The 18,665-nt window shown below is 49.2% G+C and carries 17 protein-coding genes and 1 other RNA gene; 2 read left to right on the plus strand and 16 right to left on the minus strand.

Annotation, left to right across the window (positions count from 1 at the left end; all coding sequences use genetic code 11):
• Positions 1-176 precede the first annotated feature (176 nt).
• The 6 genes from ACE3MQ_RS24570 to ffs form a co-directional block, all read right to left on the minus strand.
• On the minus strand, positions 177-443 hold the full coding sequence (locus ACE3MQ_RS24570; protein WP_379397740.1) for a pro-sigmaK processing inhibitor BofA family protein: 267 nt from the start codon (positions 441-443) through the stop codon (positions 177-179).
• A gap of 29 nt (positions 444-472) precedes the next feature.
• The gene (locus tag ACE3MQ_RS24575) at positions 473-763 is read right to left on the minus strand and encodes a DUF2508 family protein (RefSeq protein ID WP_379397742.1); all 291 of its coding nucleotides are present in this window, start codon (positions 761-763) and stop codon (positions 473-475) included.
• A 165-nt stretch (positions 764-928) separates the two neighbouring features.
• The gene (gene recR, locus ACE3MQ_RS24580) at positions 929-1,528 is read right to left on the minus strand and encodes a recombination mediator RecR (RefSeq protein ID WP_055105465.1); all 600 of its coding nucleotides are present in this window, start codon (positions 1,526-1,528) and stop codon (positions 929-931) included.
• Positions 1,529-1,555: 27 nt separating this feature from the next.
• Complete coding sequence (locus ACE3MQ_RS24585) at positions 1,556-1,867, minus strand: YbaB/EbfC family nucleoid-associated protein (protein ID WP_379397745.1); 312 nt, start codon at positions 1,865-1,867, stop codon at positions 1,556-1,558.
• Between the two features lie 66 nt (positions 1,868-1,933).
• Positions 1,934-3,694, minus strand: a complete 1,761-nt coding sequence (gene dnaX, locus ACE3MQ_RS24590) for a DNA polymerase III subunit gamma/tau (RefSeq protein ID WP_379397747.1) — start codon at positions 3,692-3,694, stop codon at positions 1,934-1,936.
• 455 nt (positions 3,695-4,149) lie between these two features.
• An RNA gene (ffs, locus tag ACE3MQ_RS24595) (signal recognition particle sRNA large type) lies at positions 4,150-4,417 on the minus strand.
• A 143-nt stretch (positions 4,418-4,560) separates the two neighbouring features.
• On the opposite strand from ffs, the gene ACE3MQ_RS24600 reads away from it, so the two are divergent.
• On the plus strand, positions 4,561-5,826 hold the full coding sequence (locus ACE3MQ_RS24600; RefSeq protein WP_379397749.1) for a stalk domain-containing protein: 1,266 nt from the start codon (positions 4,561-4,563) through the stop codon (positions 5,824-5,826).
• A gap of 84 nt (positions 5,827-5,910) precedes the next feature.
• Here the strand turns inward: ACE3MQ_RS24600 and rpmE are convergent, their stop codons facing one another.
• The 8 genes from rpmE to rpoE form a co-directional block, all read right to left on the minus strand.
• A complete protein-coding gene (rpmE, locus tag ACE3MQ_RS24605) occupies positions 5,911-6,108 on the minus strand; it encodes a 50S ribosomal protein L31 (protein ID WP_110929797.1) in 198 nt (65 codons plus the stop codon).
• Between the two features lie 109 nt (positions 6,109-6,217).
• Positions 6,218-7,486, minus strand: coding sequence for a radical SAM family protein (locus ACE3MQ_RS24610; protein WP_379397751.1), 1,269 nt, complete (start codon positions 7,484-7,486; stop codon positions 6,218-6,220).
• Positions 7,487-7,551: 65 nt separating this feature from the next.
• Positions 7,552-8,886 carry a transcription termination factor Rho gene (rho, locus tag ACE3MQ_RS24615; RefSeq protein WP_379397753.1) on the minus strand — a complete coding sequence of 445 codons (1,335 nt, stop codon included), beginning with the start codon at positions 8,884-8,886 and terminating at the stop codon, positions 7,552-7,554.
• Positions 8,887-9,055: 169 nt separating this feature from the next.
• On the minus strand, positions 9,056-10,309 hold the full coding sequence (locus tag ACE3MQ_RS24620) for a UDP-N-acetylglucosamine 1-carboxyvinyltransferase (RefSeq protein WP_379397755.1): 1,254 nt from the start codon (positions 10,307-10,309) through the stop codon (positions 9,056-9,058).
• A 184-nt stretch (positions 10,310-10,493) separates the two neighbouring features.
• Positions 10,494-11,348, minus strand: a complete 855-nt coding sequence (fba, locus tag ACE3MQ_RS24625; protein WP_379397757.1) for a class II fructose-1,6-bisphosphate aldolase — start codon at positions 11,346-11,348, stop codon at positions 10,494-10,496.
• A 366-nt stretch (positions 11,349-11,714) separates the two neighbouring features.
• Positions 11,715-12,092 carry a response regulator gene (locus ACE3MQ_RS24630; protein ID WP_055105456.1) on the minus strand — a complete coding sequence of 126 codons (378 nt, stop codon included), beginning with the start codon at positions 12,090-12,092 and terminating at the stop codon, positions 11,715-11,717.
• 188 nt (positions 12,093-12,280) lie between these two features.
• Positions 12,281-13,882, minus strand: a complete 1,602-nt coding sequence (locus tag ACE3MQ_RS24635) for a CTP synthase (protein WP_379397760.1) — start codon at positions 13,880-13,882, stop codon at positions 12,281-12,283.
• A gap of 282 nt (positions 13,883-14,164) precedes the next feature.
• The gene (rpoE, locus tag ACE3MQ_RS24640; protein ID WP_379397761.1) at positions 14,165-14,719 is read right to left on the minus strand and encodes a DNA-directed RNA polymerase subunit delta; all 555 of its coding nucleotides are present in this window, start codon (positions 14,717-14,719) and stop codon (positions 14,165-14,167) included.
• A 494-nt stretch (positions 14,720-15,213) separates the two neighbouring features.
• On the opposite strand from rpoE, the gene ACE3MQ_RS24645 reads away from it, so the two are divergent.
• Positions 15,214-16,365, plus strand: coding sequence for a S8 family peptidase (locus ACE3MQ_RS24645; protein WP_379397763.1), 1,152 nt, complete (start codon positions 15,214-15,216; stop codon positions 16,363-16,365).
• A 157-nt stretch (positions 16,366-16,522) separates the two neighbouring features.
• Here the strand turns inward: ACE3MQ_RS24645 and argS are convergent, their stop codons facing one another.
• Both argS and ACE3MQ_RS24655 read right to left on the minus strand, forming a co-directional pair.
• Positions 16,523-18,202, minus strand: coding sequence for an arginine--tRNA ligase (gene argS / locus ACE3MQ_RS24650; RefSeq protein ID WP_379397765.1), 1,680 nt, complete (start codon positions 18,200-18,202; stop codon positions 16,523-16,525).
• A gap of 1 nt (position 18,203) precedes the next feature.
• The gene (locus tag ACE3MQ_RS24655; RefSeq protein WP_379397767.1) at positions 18,204-18,623 is read right to left on the minus strand and encodes a YwiB family protein; all 420 of its coding nucleotides are present in this window, start codon (positions 18,621-18,623) and stop codon (positions 18,204-18,206) included.
• Between the last annotated feature and the right edge of the window lie 42 nt (positions 18,624-18,665).

An 18,665-nucleotide genomic window follows, 5' to 3' on the forward strand; every position in this document is an offset into this window, starting at 1 on the left:
GTTTCCGCCGCCAGATTGTTTCAGCAGCGACCTTTATAATATATCATGATTGCCCTTCTTAAGTCAACACTTTTTTTAAAATAAAAATTGCTGACTGACCTTGATGTACTGGCCTATCGAAGAAGCGATTTATAATGTAACACAGAACGCAAATTAACGTCAACCATGAAATCCAATCAAAGCATTGTTAATTTTAGCCCAAGCAGTAAACCAACGCCAGGCAAGCCGAGAATAAGCACGGTACTTATCGTAACCGGATTCATCGGGATATAAGTCTCCGTCAATAAACCCGAGAAGTTAACAACATAAATCCCAAGTGCGGCCAATACGATATGAAGGCCTAAACGAGTAAGCCATGCGAAACCCAGCCTCCGCGAAAAAATGATGTAGCCTAATAACAGCAATGATCCGATAAGTACGAGAGATAATATTATTTTTATCATCTATTCCCCTCCTCATTAGCACACTCGAATTATTTCCTAAGGTATGAATCGGAATACGAACCAAATTGAAATGGCTCCCATGTGACATTCGCCTGCTTGGCCGCCTTTAAATGAACCTGATAGCGTCTTTCTGCAGCTTCAAGGGTATATATTGCGATATCCACCTCATCAGCGCCTACCGCCTCCTGAAGCGCGCAGTAAGCTTGCTCCCACTGACGCTGCGCCTTTTTTACTTCACTATACAAATGCTCCTTATACTCTAGATCCTGATCTATCTGCTTCATCTTTTTCATTCTCAATAACCATTGCTTCCACTTCACGATAATATCCGCCCCCTTAACCCGGTATATTTCATGTGTATCGGAAAAGGGACAAACTTAGAACTTTCGTGTTTTCTAATTTTGATCGCGTTGATCCTTTCGTGTAAAAAATGCAAAAAGAAGCCCCGGTCTTAACCGGAGCTTCCAAATCGACTTGAATTTCTTTTACCTTAATTCACGCCTGCCCTCAAGCGCCTTGGATAAGGTTACCTCGTCCGCATACTCCAAATCGCCGCCAACCGGCAATCCATGGGCAATCCGAGTAACACGAATATCGAATGGCTTCACAAGACGAGAAATATACATCGCCGTCGCTTCCCCCTCAATGTTGGGGTTGGTCGCCAAGATCAGCTCTTTAACCCGTTCATCACTTAGACGGTTCAAAAGCTCCTTGAGCCTTATGTCATCGGGACCAAGTCCTTCCATGGGTGAAATAGCGCCCTGCAGTACATGATAGTAACCATCAAACTCTTTTGTTCGTTCCATAGCCACCAAATCCTTGGAGTCCTGGACAACGCAAATGACCGAGGAATCTCGAGTCTTGTCCTGACAAATCCGGCAGGGATCGGTGTCCGTAATGTTACAGCATACCGAGCAATAGTGAAGGTTTCGCTTGACGCTTACTAATGCTTTGGCAAAATCGATAACATCGTCTTCCTTCATATTCAGTACGTGAAAAGCCAGCCTCGCGGCCGTCTTCGGTCCGATTCCCGGCAAATGAGTAAAGGCGTCGATCAGCTTGGCGATCGGTTCGGGATAATACAATGAGCGTGTTCTCCTTCGGTCGTTTAATTAGAACAGGCCTGGAATTTTCATTCCGCCCGTGAATTTACCCATGTCGTTATTAGCCAGCTCGTCCGCTTTGCCAAGCGCGTCGTTCACAGCTGTCAACACGAGATCCTGCAGCATCTCTACATCATCAGGATCCACAGCCTCCGGCTTAATATTGATAGACAACACTTTCTTATGTCCGTTAACCTCGACGGTAACTACGCCGCCGCCCGCGCTTCCCTCGACCGTCTTGCCGCCGAGCTCCTCCTGAGCTTTCAGCATTTGCTCCTGCATTTTCTTAACTTGCTTCATCATTTGGTTCATATTATTCATATTACTTACATCTCCTTTGCCTTGGTCATTTATATTATAGTAATTTATACAAAAAGTTAGCCGGGCTTACTCCTTCACGATAACAAGATCGTCTCCAAACATTTGCAGCGCCTCGTCCACCCACGGCTCCTTACTGCCGCTGCCTCCATCTTCTGAGACCTGTTCTAGCTGAAAGGGCTCCTCCTTGGACGGGTCAGCTGCCGCGCCATCAATACTGTCGCTCCAGTCCTTGAGCATCATCGTAACCAGCCGATATGGCGAGCCTAATACCCGCTCCATAACCATTTCAATGAGCTGCTTATTGGCCGGCTTCTCTGTGGTTTCCCGATGAATGTCATTCTTGAATGCGACCAGAACGGCATCCTCCAGCACGGAAACAGGCTCGCCGTTGACGAACCAGGCATGAATGGTGATCTTCTCATCCTTAACGCCTTGAAGCACCTGATTCCACTTCCCCTGCACCGCCAAGAATTCCGGGCTGCTTCGCTGCGCAACGTATCGGTCAAGTCCAGCAGGGAGCTTGGCCTTTGAGGCTACGCGCGGCGCAGCTGTCCTTGCCCCCGGGCGGTTCCCTTTATTGCCAGGATCTTGTCCTCCGCCCGTCAAGCCTCCTTGCAGCGCGCGTTCCAGCTTCTTCTCCAATTCGGACAATTGACGGCGCAGCTGCTCAACCTCCGATTGACCGGCAGAGGAGCTTGGAGCGACAGAGGATACCGACTGCGATTGGACTGCGTCTTCACCCTGCGGAATGCTGCACAGCTTCAAAAGCGCCACCTCAAACAGCGTCTGCGGCTGCAGTGCATATTTCATCTCTGTCTGATAATGGTTCAGCGTATCAATAATCCGAAACAGCTGCGAACGCGTGAACACTTCCGCCATCTCCCTGAATTCCTGGGGATCCAGCACGCGCTCCGTCATCTTATCCGCATTCGGCACCATTTTAATCATTAATAAATCGCGAAAATAATACAGCAGGTTCTCCATGCATTTATCAGCACTCTTGCCCTCCTGCATAAGGCCTTCGATCAACTGCAGCATGCCCCCGACATCGCCTTCGATCAGCGTTCTAGCGATTTCCGCAAACTGCTTCGAAGGAATCCCGCCGGTCATATCCAGCGCCTGCTTGTAGGATACATGTCCATCCGAGAAGGATGCGATCTGATCCAATATGCTTAGCGCATCCCGCATGCCTCCGTCCGACAGCCGCGCTATATATTGAATAGCTTCATCCTCGGCGGTAATGCCCTCTTGCTCGCAAATAAGCTTAAGCCGCTCGCTCTGTTCCTCCAAGGATACGCGGCGGAAATCAAAGCGTTGGCAGCGGGATATGACCGTGGCTGGAAGCCGATGCGGCTCTGTTGTCGCAAGGATAAACATCACGTGCGGCGGCGGCTCTTCCAGCGTCTTGAGCAATGCATTAAACGCTTCCGTCGTCAGCATATGAACTTCATCGATAATGTAAACCTTCTGCCGCACTTCGGTAGGGGCATATTTCACTTTTTCGCGCAAATCACGAATTTCTTCGACTCCCCTGTTGGAAGCGGCGTCAATCTCAAGCACGTCCATAACAGCTCCTGCCGTAATCCGGCGGCATGAGTCGCATTCGTTGCACGGCTCCGGTGCCGGGCCCTTCTCGCAGTTGACGGCTTTGGCCAGAATTTTGGCCGCGCTCGTCTTCCCCGTTCCCCGAGGACCGCTAAACAAATAAGCGTGCGAAAGCCGCTGCTCCCGAATCGCATTCTGCAACGTGCGAATAATGTGCTGTTGTCCTACCATGTCTTGAAACGACTGCGGCCGCCAAGCACGGTACAGCGCAATATGCTCCATATGCGGCACCTTCTTTCTTCATGAAGCGATAATCGTCACTTTCCCATTATACTATACTCGAAGGATGAGAAAAACTTCTAACTGATAAGTCGCTTTCAGTAATAAATATCACTTCATGCCATTAGCATGATTACACCATGATACAGATCCATAAGAAAAACGTCTATCGACGTATAATCTAAGTAGACAGACCGCATTTAGCGGTAGTTTTTCTTGCGATTATAGAATAATTCAGCTCCGCTGATAACTTATAAATTGTATAATCTAAAGAAAAACGTCTATCGATGTATAATCTAAGTAGACAGACCGCATTTAAGCGGTAGTTTTTCTTGCGATTATAGAATCCTTCTGCTCCGCTGAAACTTATAAATTCTATAATCTAAAAGAATAAATATACCCATAAAAAAACATCTCTGTCCGAGAGACAAAGATGTTGCTTTATAAATACTATGTAGCCGTGCACCTGTTATTGATCATTGCGATCCAAGCGGCACCTTTAAGGCGCAACTCGAGACAGGCTTCCCCCCGGCACAAAAGTATGACTGCTTATGGCTGCTTCCTTCCGGACCTGACCAGGTTCACAGGTACTCATTGCGGAGGACCCGTCTGTCAACGTCTGCCGTAAAGACCGGACCTCACATCGGCAAGACCTCTAACAGGAATTCAACCTCGCTATAGCGGATTGCGAGTTACAGGGCACCGCTACCTCCCCATCTAGCACGGTGAAAATAAGTATATCTCATACATGTCCAAAATGCAACCGGCGGAAAAAGTTGTCTTATTACAATACCGTAAACATGCCTTCTCTCTTAAAGTTTGATATATTTATAGAATAATATGGAACTTCATAGAGAGGATGTACCTTGATGACAAAAATAGGAAAATTGGCGCTCGCTGCCGCGATATGGATCGGAACCCTTGCCGGGGTTATGTCGCAGCCGCAGCAGATTCACGCTAACACTACTCCGATCCGCATCATGCTTGACGGATACCCTCTTCAATTTCCAGCGGAGCCTATCATCCAAGAAGGGACGACCCTTGTGCCATTTCGGGCGATATCCGAAGCGTTGGGCATTCAGGTGACATGGGATGCTAAATCAAAGAGCATCTCCGCCATCAAAGGAACCGGTGCAAATACGGTTCGCGTTCAATTGACCTTGAACAGCAAGAAATCCAGTGTAAATGGAGCGGCTGTCGATCTCGCTGCAGCTCCGCAGGCGGTAGGCGGGCATACCTTGATTCCGCTCAGCTTTTTTAGCCAACAATTCGGGGCACAAGTCAATTGGGATCAGAAAACGCGCACCGTCTCGATTTCTTCGCCGCAGCAGCGGATGTACACCATGGGTTTCTATGCGATCTCATCCTTTTCCGACGTTTCGGTCATTCCCAGCCTAGATTCCGTAGCCTTTGGCTGGAGCCGAATTGATGAGAACGGCAAATTCACACTGAACGGCAAAGATTTTAAATGGCCTCTCCCTGCAGGAAACACAACTCCGGAGAGTCTGGTTAGCGAAGCGGCGCAATCCCGTACGCTCCCTTATTTGATGGTCTATTCAGGAGACGTCAATGGCGAATTAACAAAAATTATCGAAAATGCCGATGCCCGGAAGCAAGCGATTTCGGAAATAATCTCTACTGCAAAAAGCAATCAATTCCAAGGTATTCTGCTTGATTTCGAAGGCTTGGGCCTCACCACGGATAAAGCAAAAACCCGCTCCTCCTTTACGGCTTTCGTCAAAGAGGTGTCCTTACAGGCCAAATCTGAGAATTTAAAGCTGGCCCTAGCACTGCACCCGCTCAACTCTTCTTATCAAGGCTACGATTACAAGGCGCTCGGCCAAATTGCGGATGAAATCATCATCATGGCCTATGACTACCGCAGCGGTGGCGGAACCGGACAACCGGAACCAGCCGATAAAGTGGATGAAGCGATCCGCCTCGCTCTTAAGGAGACCAAGAAGGACAAGCTCGTGCTGGGACTCAACCTGAACAGCGAAAATGCTAAATCCGTAAACACGCTTATCGGCTTAGCCAAACGCTACGATCTTAAAGGCATTGCTATATGGAGACTCGGCCTAATCAGCAGCGATGAATGGACGCAAATGCAAAAAAGCATTGAATTCAAAAAATAAAACAACAAATCCCCTGCCAATAAGCAGGGGATTTCGCATGTATTTCGAGATGCTGCATCGCAGCATGTCTCCATCAAATGTAAATTAGATGCCGTATTTCTTCTTAAATCTGTCAACACGTCCACCAGCATCCACGAATTTCTGTTTACCTGTGAAGAATGGATGGCAATTGGAGCAAATCTCGACGCGCAGGTCTTGTTTGACAGAACCTGTTTCAAAGGTATTTCCGCAAGCGCAAGTTACCGTTGTCACGTGATATTTAGGTTGAATTGCTTCGTTCATGACTTTCACCTTCTTTCCGCCCTGGGCCTCAAGCGTGCACAGAGTTATAATGACACATAACGTGATTATATCACGCGATGTTTTGTCGCGCAATTGGAATATATAAGGGCTACCCTCGCACCTTAACTCGGGCCAATTCAGCCGGAGGAACATGCGTATAGGAACCGATCACTACATCCGGCAGCTCTTGCTGGAATATCTCAATCGCCTGCTTCATGCCGAAGATATCGCCTTGCGCCGGAGGAATAAGCTCCAAATAGCTTTCGGGATCGATGTTAAGATTGCGAAGCTGAATCAGGCGGAGCTTCGTGCGGCGGGCGAATTCGATCATCGCCTCAATTTCCTCCTCCCGATCCGTAACGCCAGGGAAGATCAAATAGTTGATCGACGTGTATACTCCTTGATCGGAGGCGTAACGGAGCGACTTCTCCACATTGGCCAAAGTATATCCGCGCGGTTTGTAGTAAGCATTATAATGATCATCGAGTGCGCTAATCGTGCTTACGCGCATTAAATCCAGCCCGGCATCGACAATACCGCGAATGTGATCGCTAAGGCCTGCATTCGTATTAATATTGATATATCCCATATCGGTCTGTCGCCGAACCTCGCGAATCGCTTCGATAATCAGCTTCGCTTGCGTCGAAGGCTCTCCTTCGCAGCCTTGTCCAAAGCTAATAATGGACTCCGGCGTCTTCAAATGCTCTAGCATAATCTCAACAAGCTCATCCACCCGGGGACGAAAGTTCATTCGCGTCTGCGGAGCAACAAACCCGCTGTCATCCGGCTGCTCCGAAATGCAGCCGAAGCAGCCCGCATTGCAGGAGTAAGATACCGGAACCGCGCCTTCCCAACGATTCAAGAACGTATTTGAGGCAGTCAAGCATTCGTATCCCAAGGCACAGTTGGATAAATGCTCGTACAAACGGTTCTCGGGATATTTCGTTTTTAACGCCTTGACTTGGCTCTTTAGCTCAAGCGGATCACAGTTCAGTGGATTCCATTTCTCAGGATCATCAGATAACCGCGCCGTTACATAAAATTGGCCTTCCTTCCATACGACCGCGGAATATCCGAACAGTGGGAGCTTATAATCCTTATCCGTCTTTACATACCCCGGAAGGCAGAGTCGAGTGAAGCCCTGCGGAAGTAAAGCCCCTACAGCCTGCACATCTCCAGGAACGGGCATCATCTCTCCGGTATCGGGATCCATTCCGATCGGCCTGGTTGAGGGCAGGCCTACAAGAGTCGCCCCCTCCGGTAACGGAATCAGTTCATCTTCTAGAATTTCAACGATCATATCCGCGCTGCGGGCAAGGCCATACAGCGAGGGGTGATCATATACTTGTCCTTGTTTGTCTGCATACACTAAATACATGTCTTTCTCCTCTTTGCCTTACGATATGGCCATACTTAAGCCACTTCATGACGCCAGGCGTATTGTTATGACCCCGAGCCTGACCCGGAACCCGATGGAGCAGTTGGACGCGGCGAACGGCGCACACCACTTCCGCTGCTGGACGTTGATGTATTGCCAGCGGTATCGAAAGAAGCGAGGAACTCGGCATTAGTCTTGCTGTCACGCAGCTTTTTCAAGAAACCTTCCACAAAATCATAGGAATCGTTCATATTTTTGCGGATGGACCAGATCGTATCCAATTCTTCTTTCGTCAAGAGCACTTCTTCCCGTCTCGTCCCGGAGCGGCGAATATCAATGGCCGGGAAAATTCGGCGTTCTGCCAATTTTCTATCCAAGTGAAGCTCCATATTGCCGGTTCCTTTAAACTCTTCATAAATGATATCGTCCATTCTAGAACCCGTATCTACCAGGGCTGTGGCCAGAATGGTCAGACTGCCGCCCTCCTCCACATTACGCGCCGAACCAAAGAACCGTTTCGGACGATGGAACGCTGCGGGATCAATCCCTCCGCTCAGCGTACGGCCTGAAGGCGGAACGACAAGATTATACGCTCTGGCCAGACGAGTAATACTATCTAGCAGGATGACGACATCCTTCTTATGCTCTACCAAACGAAGCGCACGCTGAAGCACAAGCTCAGCTACCTTAATATGATTCTCCGGCAGCTCATCGAACGTGGAAGCAATCACTTCCCCCTTTACCGAACGCTGCATATCCGTAACTTCTTCCGGGCGTTCATCGATAAGTAACACAAATAGCTCAATCTCGGGATGATTAGTAGAAATACTGTTGGCAATTTCTTTTAGCAACAGCGTCTTGCCTGCCTTGGGCGGTGCCACGATCAAACCGCGTTGTCCAAGTCCAACAGGGGCTAGAACATCCATAATACGAGTGGATAAATGGTTAGGGGTTGTTTCAAGCACGAGCTTGCTTTGCGGATAAAGAGGTGTTAATGCCGGGAAATGCAGACGTTCAGCGGCGATGGCCGGATTCTCTCCATTAACGGCATTCACTTGCAATAGTCCGAAGTATCGTTCATTTTCTTTCGGCGTTCTACATTTGCCGGATACCAGGTCACCTGTTCTCAAATCGAACTTGCGTATTTGGGAAGCAGAGATATAAATATCTTCGGTGCTTGGCAGGTAGTTGATCGGGCGAAGAAAACCATAACCTTCCGGCAAGATTTCCAGTACGCCTTCCATAAACATAAGACCGCTCTGTTCTGCCTGGGCTCTTAGAATAGCAAAGATCAGTTCCTTCTTCTTTAGCTGTCCGTAATAAGGAATCTGATACTGCTTCGCCAGCTTATACAGCTCCGTCAGTTTCATTTCTTCCAAATCGGCAATTTGTAAATCCATATAGTATACCACCTATTCAATTTTTTCATTTTGCATATTTTGAATAATCATTTCAAGAATTATCTATCACACTATGAAACCAGTATAAATCTATAAGCAGGAAAAATGATAGACGCATTTTACTAATATTACCCGGTTACAGCAAAATTATGCGGCCGGCAGAGAAGTTCTACTCTGCCTGACGCCACACATCCGCTCCGAGTGCACGTAAGTTAGTCACCAGATTATCGTAACCTCGATCGATTAATTCGACGCCGGATACTTCCGTAATCCCTTCCTTGACGGTAAGTCCGGCAATGACAAGCGACGCTCCGGCTCGAAGATCGGTTGCCTTTACCTTAGCTGCATTGAGCTCTCCGCCTTCAATAATCGCCGAACGGCCTTCCACGCGAATCTTGGCTCCCATCCGTACGAGCTCAGGTACATGCTTGAACCGGTTGCTGTACACAAAGTCACTTAACACGCTGACTCCTTCTGCTTGCGTGAGCAAGCTTGTCATCGGAGACTGCATGTCCGTTGGAAAACCAGGATAGATTAGCGCCTTTACGTCGACATGCTCATACTGAGGTCCGCCAAGAACGCGAATCGACTCGTCCATCTCTTCCACCGTAACGCCCATTTCGATCAATTTTGCCGTGAGTGCCTCAAGGTGCTTCGGAATGACTCCGTCGATAATCATATCGCCGCGGGTAGCCGCTGCAGCGATCATATAAGTACCCGCCTGAATCCGGTCAGGGATAATCGAATGGCGGCAGCCGCTCATTTCCTTAACCCCTTCAATCCGGATCGTCTCCGTTCCAGCGCCCTTAATGCTGGCTCCCATCGAATTCAACAGTGTGGCAACATCTATAATTTCAGGCTCTTTCGCCGCATTCTCAATAATTGTGGAGCCTTTGGCTCTCGCAGCCGCCAGCATAATATTAATCGTAGCCCCGACGCTGCAAACGTCAAGGTATATCTTGGCGCCTCGGAGCTCTTTGGCTTTAAGATGGATAGAACCGTGCTCATTCGTTACCGTGGCCCCAAGCGCCTCAAATCCCTTAATATGCTGATCAATCGGACGGGGTTCGAAGTTACAGCCGCCCGGCAATCCAATCGTAGCCTCGCCGAACCTCCCCAGCATGGCGCCCATCATATAATAAGAAGCACGCAGTTTCTTCACAGGGCCATTAGGCATCGGAATAGACCGGATCTGGCTCGGATCAATTTTGATCTGGCCGTTAGTCCAGGTTACCTTTGCCCCCAGCTCCTCTAATATTTCCGTATATACCGCCACATCGCTAAGATGCGGCAAATTATCCAGAGCTACTTCCGATTCCGCTAAAATGGCGGCAGGAAGAAGCGCTATCGCGCTGTTCTTGGCTCCGCTGATTTGAACGGTTCCCCGTAATGGGCGTCCGCCATGAATCATTAACTTTTCCATAAGAAGAAGATCCCCCTGAAGCCGAAAATAGTTCCACCAGTCATCTAAACATAAACATATTCGCTCATTAGGCAAGCGATTCTTATCCATAATACCACTTATGCGGTAAAATAGGAAAGACACCGCAATTTGGCGGTGTCTTTCTATAAATATTGTATTGCAAACTGTACCTAGAATAAAAAGATTATGCTTGGTTGTTGGAACCGAACTCGCGCATTTTACCGATAACCGTCTGTTTGATCGCTTCACGGCCAGGCTTAAGGAATGTACGAGGATCGTAAGCTTCAGTCTTCTCGGCAAGAACTTCGCGAACCACTTTTGTGAAGGAGATTTGGTTCTCCGTATTTACGTTGATCTTGGAAGTACCGAGCGAAATGGCTTTCTTAATGTCATGCGTAGGGATACCTGTACCGCCATGAAGAACTAACGGAAGGCTGATCGCATTACAGATTTCTTCCATTTCCTTGAAGCCAAGGTTTGGTTCGCCTTTGTAAGGTCCGTGTACGGAGCCAAGTGCTGGCGCCAGCGTATCGATGCCCGTTTCGTTTACGATGCGGATACAGTCGTCCAGCTTCGCGTACATGACTTCACCGATCACGTCGTCTTCTTGTCCGCCGACCATACCTACTTCTGCTTCAACGGATACGCCTTTAGCATGCGCATATTCAACGACGGCCTTCGTCGTTTCGATATTTTTGTCGATTGGGCTGTGGGAATCGTCGATCATGACGGAAGTAAATCCGGCATCAATCGCTTCTTTACATTTCTCAATGCTTGAACCATGATCAAGATGAATCGCTACAGGAACGGTAATTTTCAGGTCTTCCATAAGACCTTGCACCATTTTAACAACGGTATTGAATCCGCCCATATAACGCGCTGCCCCTTCAGACACACCAAGAATTACCGGTGATTTCTCTTCTTCAGCAGCTTCAAGAATCGCGTGTGTCCACTCCAAGTTATTGATGTTGTACTGACCCACTGCATATTTTCCTTTTAGAGCTTTGTTCAACATATCTGTCATACTTACTAATGGCATGGCTCCAATCCTCCTAGGACGTTTGTTTGTATTCATTTGCCGACATTCACACGTAATTATTATAACACAACCCGACAAAAATACTATTCAAGCTTTTCCCGTTGCTTATGAATTTATGCTATAAAAACAGCACCTATTGATGCTCAGTAAAAAGATATAGACACGCCTTCATTAAAAGTACGTTATCAAGAATTATCAGCAATCTCCCTGAAGACTTTACCCAATATAATGAAAAAAGAAACCTCCTTTCAGCGGTTTAGCGGAACGAATTCCACATACCTTAAAGGAGGTTGTCTTCATGACATATTAAATTCAATCACAGGAGTCTCTATTAGAACCGCCTACGATCCTCCACGTACTCCTCGATTAAAGGACAGCTCCGCCCTTCAGCTCCATATTTACCGCCATTCTCATTTCGTCAATGTCGAAAGGCTTCGTAAAATGTCTCAACGCACCGAGCTCCGTCGCTTCTTTGATCATATCCAGTTCGCCATAAGCCGTCATCATGATAACCTTAATGGCTGGATTGACTTCCTTGATATGCTTCAATATCTCGAGTCCATCCATACCGGGGATCTTCATGTCGAGAAGCACCAGATCCGGCGAATCACTGCGGACGATTTCCAAAGCCATTTTGCCATTGGCAGCCTGGAACGTCTTATAACCTTCGCTGCTGAACACTTCCATCAATAAAATGCGGATTCCGTTCTGATCATCGACAATTAACACTTTCTTCTCTTCCACTGAGACACCCTCCTACAAGTCTTACCCTTGTAATTCTCATAGGTATAATTCGCCTCGATTTAGGAAATCCCTTCTAATTTGGTAAAAAGATACTTAAAAACATTCGTAATTTCCTACAGAAAGAGAATTGTCCACATTTTTATAGAAGAAAAGCGTATGAAAATCGACCGAAATCTACATAAACAACATTAAGAATTATGCGCAATCGAAGCTCTAACAAACTCGCGGAACAACGGCTGCGGCCGGTTCGGACGCGATGAAAACTCAGGATGGAATTGAACAGCCAGGAACCACGGGTGATCTGGAAGCTCTACGATCTCAACAAGGCGGCCATCCGGAGACGTCCCTGAAATGCGAAGACCGGCAGCCTCAAGCTGTTCACGATAGTTATTGTTGAACTCATAACGATGGCGATGTCTTTCTTCCACCTCATCTGCCTTGTAGCACTGCGCAGCCAATGTACCCGGCTCAAGCTTGCATGGGTACAAGCCAAGACGCATCGTCCCGCCCAGATCCTCGATATCCTTCTGCTCCGGCAGAAGATCGATGACCGGATGAGGCGTCGCCGGATTGATCTCCGAGCTATTCGCACCTTCCAGGCCAGCCAGCGCTCGAGCGGCTTCAATAACGGCTACCTGCATGCCTAGGCAAATGCCAAAGAATGGAATTTTCTGTTCGCGAGCATAGCGAATCGTCGTTATTTTACCTTCGATTCCCCGATCGCCAAAACCACCAGGCACAAGAATGCCGCCAACACCCTTCAATTGTTCGGCTACGTTGTCAGCGGTAATATCCTCCGCATGCACCCAACGGATCTTCACTTCGGCATTATTGTCAAAGCCGGCATGGGACAACGATTCAACGACACTCAAATACGCATCGTGCAGCGCTACGTATTTACCAACGATCGCAATCTCAACCGTCTTCTCCAGCTTGTTGATCCGCTCCACGAGCTTCTTCCATTCACTCATATCAGGGGCTGAAGTATTCAGCTTCAAGTGATTCACGACAATTTCATCCAGGCCTTCGTCTTGCAAATTGAGCGGAATCTCATATAACGTATCCGCATCGCGGCACTCTACGACCGCATTCGCATCGATGTCGCAGAAGAGAGCGATCTTCGCCTTCATGTCATCGGACAGCTCATGCTCCGTCCGGCATACGATCACGTTAGGCTGAATGCCGATGCTGCGGAGCTCTTTTACACTGTGCTGGGTCGGCTTTGTCTTCACTTCGCCGGCAGCCTTAATATATGGAATGAGCGTGACGTGGATATACATCACATTGTCGCGACCAACGTCGCTCTTGATCTGGCGGATCGCTTCCAGGAATGGCAAGCTCTCGATGTCGCCCACCGTTCCGCCGATCTCTGTAATGACCACATCCGAGCCCGCCTCGCGGCCAGCCACGAACACACGCTCTTTAATTTCATTCGTAATGTGCGGGATAACTTGAACCGTTCCGCCAAGGTATTCCCCTCGGCGCTCTTTGCCGATCACGGAGGAATAGACTTTACCCGTCGTAATGTTGCTGTTCTTGGACAGGTTGATGTCAATAAAGCGCTCATAGTGACCGAGGTCGAGGTCTGTCTCGGCCCCGTCGTCCGTGACGAACACTTCCCCATGCTGGTAAGGACTCATCGTACCCGGATCCACGTTGATGTAAGGATCGAATTTCTGGATCGTTACCTTTAAACCTCTATTCTTAAGCAGCCTGCCGAGTGAAGCGGCCGTAATCCCTTTGCCAAGGGAGGATACAACCCCGCCTGTTACGAAAATATATTTTGCCACAGTCTAAAAACCTCCTACATAATAGTCCAGAAATTCAGGCGACTCAGATCATAGCGTAACCCATTAGCCCACGAAAAATAGCTAAAAAAGGCATAAAAAAACAAAAAAGTGACACCCGAATAGGTCGGGGCACTTTTTAATTTAGAACATATTTATAGGTTTGAATCATAAGCCCATGCAATAGTTTACCCGTTAGCTTCTCCCCTGTCAAGTAAAGAAGAGAGCATTTCAAGAGGTTACAATTGTGGCAATATTGTGCAAAGCACAAGGTGATCAGACGCCTTATTTATCGTCGTAGTCGTCCTCGAATTCCTCTTCTTCCTCCTCAGAGCTCTCGTCATCTTCATCGAGCTCTTCTTCATCCAGCAGAGAGTCGTCTTCAACCTCGTCGACTTCATCGTCATCGTCATCCGAGAACAATTCGTCTTGGTCTTCTTCATCGATAGCGTCAAAATCCTCGTCCTCGTCGGCGAAGCTTTCTTCCTCGTCGGTGAAATCTTCATCCTCCAGGTCGTCGTCATCATCGTTAATGATGCGTGGACGCTTCGCATTCGCCACAGGATCCTCAGATTTCTCAATCGGATACCAGCGCTTCAAGCCCCACAGGTTGGTGCCGACGCAGGCAAAACGACCGTCGATATTGATCTCCGTATACAATTGAGCGATCGCTTCATTGATTTCAGCCTCCGACATATTTCGGATCTTAGCTACCTCGCTCATCAGGTCGCGGTAATAATACGGTGTATTCGCCGCTTTTAAAATCAAAAAGGCCAAGTCAACCATCGGAATTTCATGGACCTTCTCCGGGTCGATTTTCAAATTAAGTGGGGTACTCACCAGCGGACACTTCCTCTCGCGCAAAGTCAAAATACGGGATGCCGAAACCAATATGTAAATTGATTCCTTAACTAACATATCCATATCACACATAAGTAAAACCTATTTGGTATTGGTATGTCAAGTTTAATAGTGTGGTCAAAACGTGTCCAAATCAAGTAACGTTTATAAACCGCAAAATATGCGCCCAAAATAAAAAAGACGGGAACGAATCGTTCACCGTCTCCTGACTGTATCCTATCCGAAAAAAGCAGAGTCCTTTTTCGGATTGGTCATGAAGGCCTCAAGAACCTTCTCTTCATCCTATGTCTGTAATTTTCCTTTGACACGCGACTTTAGAACCCAACCTCGGATTTCCAAATATTTTTCTAAAATCAGAGACAATCCCTAAGGGCCTGTTTGCCCATTTCCTCGAAACAGGGTCACTTCCCCACTCCCGGTCAATGGCGCCATCATAATATACTCCAACACGCTAACTCAGGAGGATATCATCTATGGACTACGCCAAGTTACTGCGCTTCTTAAATGATTCCATCGACACCTCCGGAAAAGGCGGGCGGCATATCGTCCGATTCTTGCAGCCTGGCCATTATAGCGAGTGCCTCCGTCAATTGTTCAAGTATCGACGCAAATATCCCGCACTCCGGCTAATTCGTTCCTCGTCGCTGCTTCAAGCCCTACTCTGTCCATTACGGCACACCGATTCCACAATTTATGCGGAACTCGGATTATATGTCGAAAGTGATTCCACCATCAGCGTACATTCGCCAACTTCTCCCACGAAGGAACGCGCCACCGATATCCCTTGGGGTATCAAGCGTATCGGAGCCCCCGAGGTATGGTCCGTCTCCACGGGACACCGCATCCGTATAGGCGTCATTGATACAGGTGCCGATTATAGCCACCCCGATTTACGCTATTCCCTGGCCCGCGGTGTCCATCTGCTGAATCGACACATCCTGCCCCATGACGACAACGGGCACGGCACCCATATCGCAGGAACGATCGCTGCGGCAGGTGGAGCTCAAGGAATGATAGGCGTCGCCCCTCGTTCATTAATATACCCTGTCAAGGCATTCGATCATAATGGATCAGCATTTGTTTCCGACATTATTCTCGGAATCGACTGGTGCGTCAGAAGCCGCATGCATATTATTAACATGAGCTTCGGCATGAAATCCACAAGTGCGTCACTTAGAAATGTCGTCAATAAAGCAAATGAGGCCGGCGTCGTCATTGTCGCTTCCTCAGGAAACGACAAAAAGCAGCGCACCGCCGATTATCCGGCAAAATATACCCAAACCATTTCTGTCGGAGCCACCAACCGGGAAGGAAAAATCGCCTCCTTCAGCAACTCCGGGCCATATATCGACATTTATGCCCCCGGGGAGAAAATAACGTCCTCCTGGCTCGGCGGAGGGCACCGCGAGATGAGCGGCACCTCGATGGCGACATCCCATGTGAGCGGGGCTATTGCTCTGCTGCTTGCCGCACGTCCGAATCTTACGCCGGGGGAGATCAAGCGCCGGCTGCGCCGCACAGCCCGGCCGCTGGCCCTAACGCAAGCCCGCGCCAGGTCAAGACCCGGCGAGGTCAGCGCGGTGCGCCTGCTCCGCGGCAGAGTCGGGCGGCGCGGGCAGGGCTAGCGCGAGCGGGGCTGGCGCGAGCGGGGCGGCAGCGGGCGCAGCCGGGCCGCTGCGCACAAAAAGCCGCCCTCTTCGACAATGCGAAGAGGGCGGCTCCGAGGCCCGGCTGCGGAGGCGATCCGCCGCCTGCCGGGCCAACTGCCAGCCAATGGCTATGCTACATCCGTTCCGGCGCGGATACGCCGATTAGCTTCAGCACATTGGCCAGCACCGTGCGCACGGCGCCAAGCAGCGCCAGCCGTGCAGCGGTTTGCTCCGCGTCCTCCGTGATGACGCGCTCCGCTTTGTAGTAGCTGTGGAACAACGCCGCCAGCTCATACAAATAACGAACAAGGCGATGCGGCGCAAAGTTCTCGGCCGCCACGCCAATTTCCTCCGGCAGCTCTCCCAGCTTGCGCAGCAAATTGAACTCATGCTCTGCCGTCAATTTGCCGAGCTGCACGTCTTGTATCGCAGGAATTACTACCCCCTGCTCCTCAGCCTGACGGAATATACTGCAAATCCGCGCATGCGCGTATTGGACGTAATACACCGGGTTCTCATTAGATGTAGAAATCGCAAGATCCATGTCGAAATCCAAATGGGAGTCCATGCTCCGCATTGTAAAGAAATAGCGGATAGCGTCGACGCCGACTTCATCCATCAAATCGACCATCGTGACGGCCTTGCCCGTCCGTTTGGACATTTTCACCTTCTCGCCGTCCTGGAACAGACTGACCATTTGAGCGATCAGCACCGTCAGCTTATCCGGGTCATTGCCCAGGGCCTCCATCGCTGCCTTCACGCGCGGGATATAACCGTGGTGGTCAGCGCCCCAAATGTTAATCATACGATCAAATCCCCGGTCGTATTTATTCCGGTGGTACGCAATATCCGGTGTCAAATACGTATAGGTGCCATCGTTCTTCACGAGTACCCGATCCTTGTCGTCCCCGTATTCTGTCGATTTAAGCCAGGTTGCTCCGTCCAGCTCGTAAGTCCGTCCCTTGGAACGCAGCTCCTCCAGCGATTTTTCCACCTGACCGTCCGTATATAAGGAGGTTTCGCTAAACCATACATCAAAGCCTACCCGGAAGCGGCTTAAGTCGCGCTTAATTTTATCCAGTTCTTTCTCCAAACCGAATTTCCGGAGGAATTCCTCTCTTTCGACAGGCGTACGGGACAGCAAAGCATCTCCCTGCTCGGCAACCAGCTCTTTCGCGAAGCCCTTAATATCCTCGCCATGGTATCCGTCTTCCGGCATCTCCACGTCTTGGCCAAGCTCCTGCAAATATCTGGCCTCAATCGATTTCACGAGATTCACAACCTGATTGCCAGCATCATTGATATAGTACTCCCGGGTAACCTCGTACCCGGCATAGTCGAGCACATTGCACAAGGCGTCGCCGACCGCCGCGCCGCGCGCATGGCCTAAATGCAAACTGCCCGTCGGATTGGCGCTGACGAACTCAACCTGCACCTTTTTGCCTTCCCCGAGCTTCACCCGGCCATAATTTTCGCCCTGCGCATAAATCTGCTCTAATACTGGATACAGATAGCTTTTACTGAGAAAAAAGTTAATGAAGCCCGGCCCGGCAATCTCTGCCCGTTCGACCCCGGCTTGCTCATAATCGATATGCTTAACGATTTCTTCCGCAATTTGCCGTGGATTTCTCTTAGCGATCCGCGTTAACTGCATAGCGGCATTCGTCGCCAGATCTCCATGCGCTTTATCCTTCGGCACTTCCAATACAATAGCGGGCACCTCATCGCGAGCCGCCAGACCTGCGGCCACAACCGCATTAAGAATTGCTTCCTTCACGGACTGATTGATTTGTTCTAACGGATTGACTGTCATATTACACTTCCTCCTGTATATGTAAACTGATAACAAAGTGTCCGGTCATTTCTTCATGAACCAGCAGGTCGTATTCCCAGGTCACAATGCCATAGGAACCATCCAGGTCTGACTCCAGCCTGCTTGTATCGGTAGATAAGTTAAACCTGGTGTAAGGGGATCTGTAGAACCCCGGCAAACGCCTTCCTTGCTGGAACGTCTGCTCTGACTCCACTTCCCCGTGACGCATGATTTTGAGCTCATCCTTCGATATTTTGACCAACGCCCGCGTCGTACCTCCGGTCGGGCCTGGTTCAGGCTCGTCATACCTAACATATACCATGCTTCCTTTGGTCAAAGACTCGCCCTTGATTCTCTGCTCTGATGCCTCATCGCCCTGCCGGCTATTGATGACGATGATGGCTGGCTTCCAGTTCGGCACCCTATCCTCTCCATCCATTCGGCCTGATCCTTTACAATTTCT

Source organism: Paenibacillus lentus (assembly GCF_042714055.1).
GTDB classification, from domain to species: Bacteria; Bacillota; Bacilli; order Paenibacillales; family Paenibacillaceae; genus Fontibacillus; species Fontibacillus lentus_A.

Bases quoted from the DNA above. Each gene is read 5' to 3' on its own strand.
- argS (WP_379397765.1), bottom strand. From the start codon at position 18,202: ATGACAGTCAATCCGTTAGAACAAATCAATCAGTCCGTGAAGGAAGCA.
- rpmE (WP_110929797.1), bottom strand. From the start codon at position 6,108: ATGAACGAAGCAATTCAACCTAAATATCACGTGACAACGGTAACTTGC.
- fba (WP_379397757.1), bottom strand. From the start codon at position 11,348: ATGCCATTAGTAAGTATGACAGATATGTTGAACAAAGCTCTAAAAGGA.
- ACE3MQ_RS24645 (WP_379397763.1), top strand. From the start codon at position 15,214: ATGGACTACGCCAAGTTACTGCGCTTCTTAAATGATTCCATCGACACC.
- dnaX (WP_379397747.1), bottom strand. From the start codon at position 3,694: ATGGAGCATATTGCGCTGTACCGTGCTTGGCGGCCGCAGTCGTTTCAA.
- ACE3MQ_RS24620 (WP_379397755.1), bottom strand. From the start codon at position 10,309: ATGGAAAAGTTAATGATTCATGGCGGACGCCCATTACGGGGAACCGTT.
- ACE3MQ_RS24600 (WP_379397749.1), top strand. From the start codon at position 4,561: ATGACAAAAATAGGAAAATTGGCGCTCGCTGCCGCGATATGGATCGGA.
- ACE3MQ_RS24610 (WP_379397751.1), bottom strand. From the start codon at position 7,486: ATGTATTTAGTGTATGCAGACAAACAAGGACAAGTATATGATCACCCC.
- ACE3MQ_RS24585 (WP_379397745.1), bottom strand. From the start codon at position 1,867: ATGAATAATATGAACCAAATGATGAAGCAAGTTAAGAAAATGCAGGAG.
- ACE3MQ_RS24570 (WP_379397740.1), bottom strand. From the start codon at position 443: ATGATAAAAATAATATTATCTCTCGTACTTATCGGATCATTGCTGTTA.
- rho (WP_379397753.1), bottom strand. From the start codon at position 8,886: ATGGATTTACAAATTGCCGATTTGGAAGAAATGAAACTGACGGAGCTG.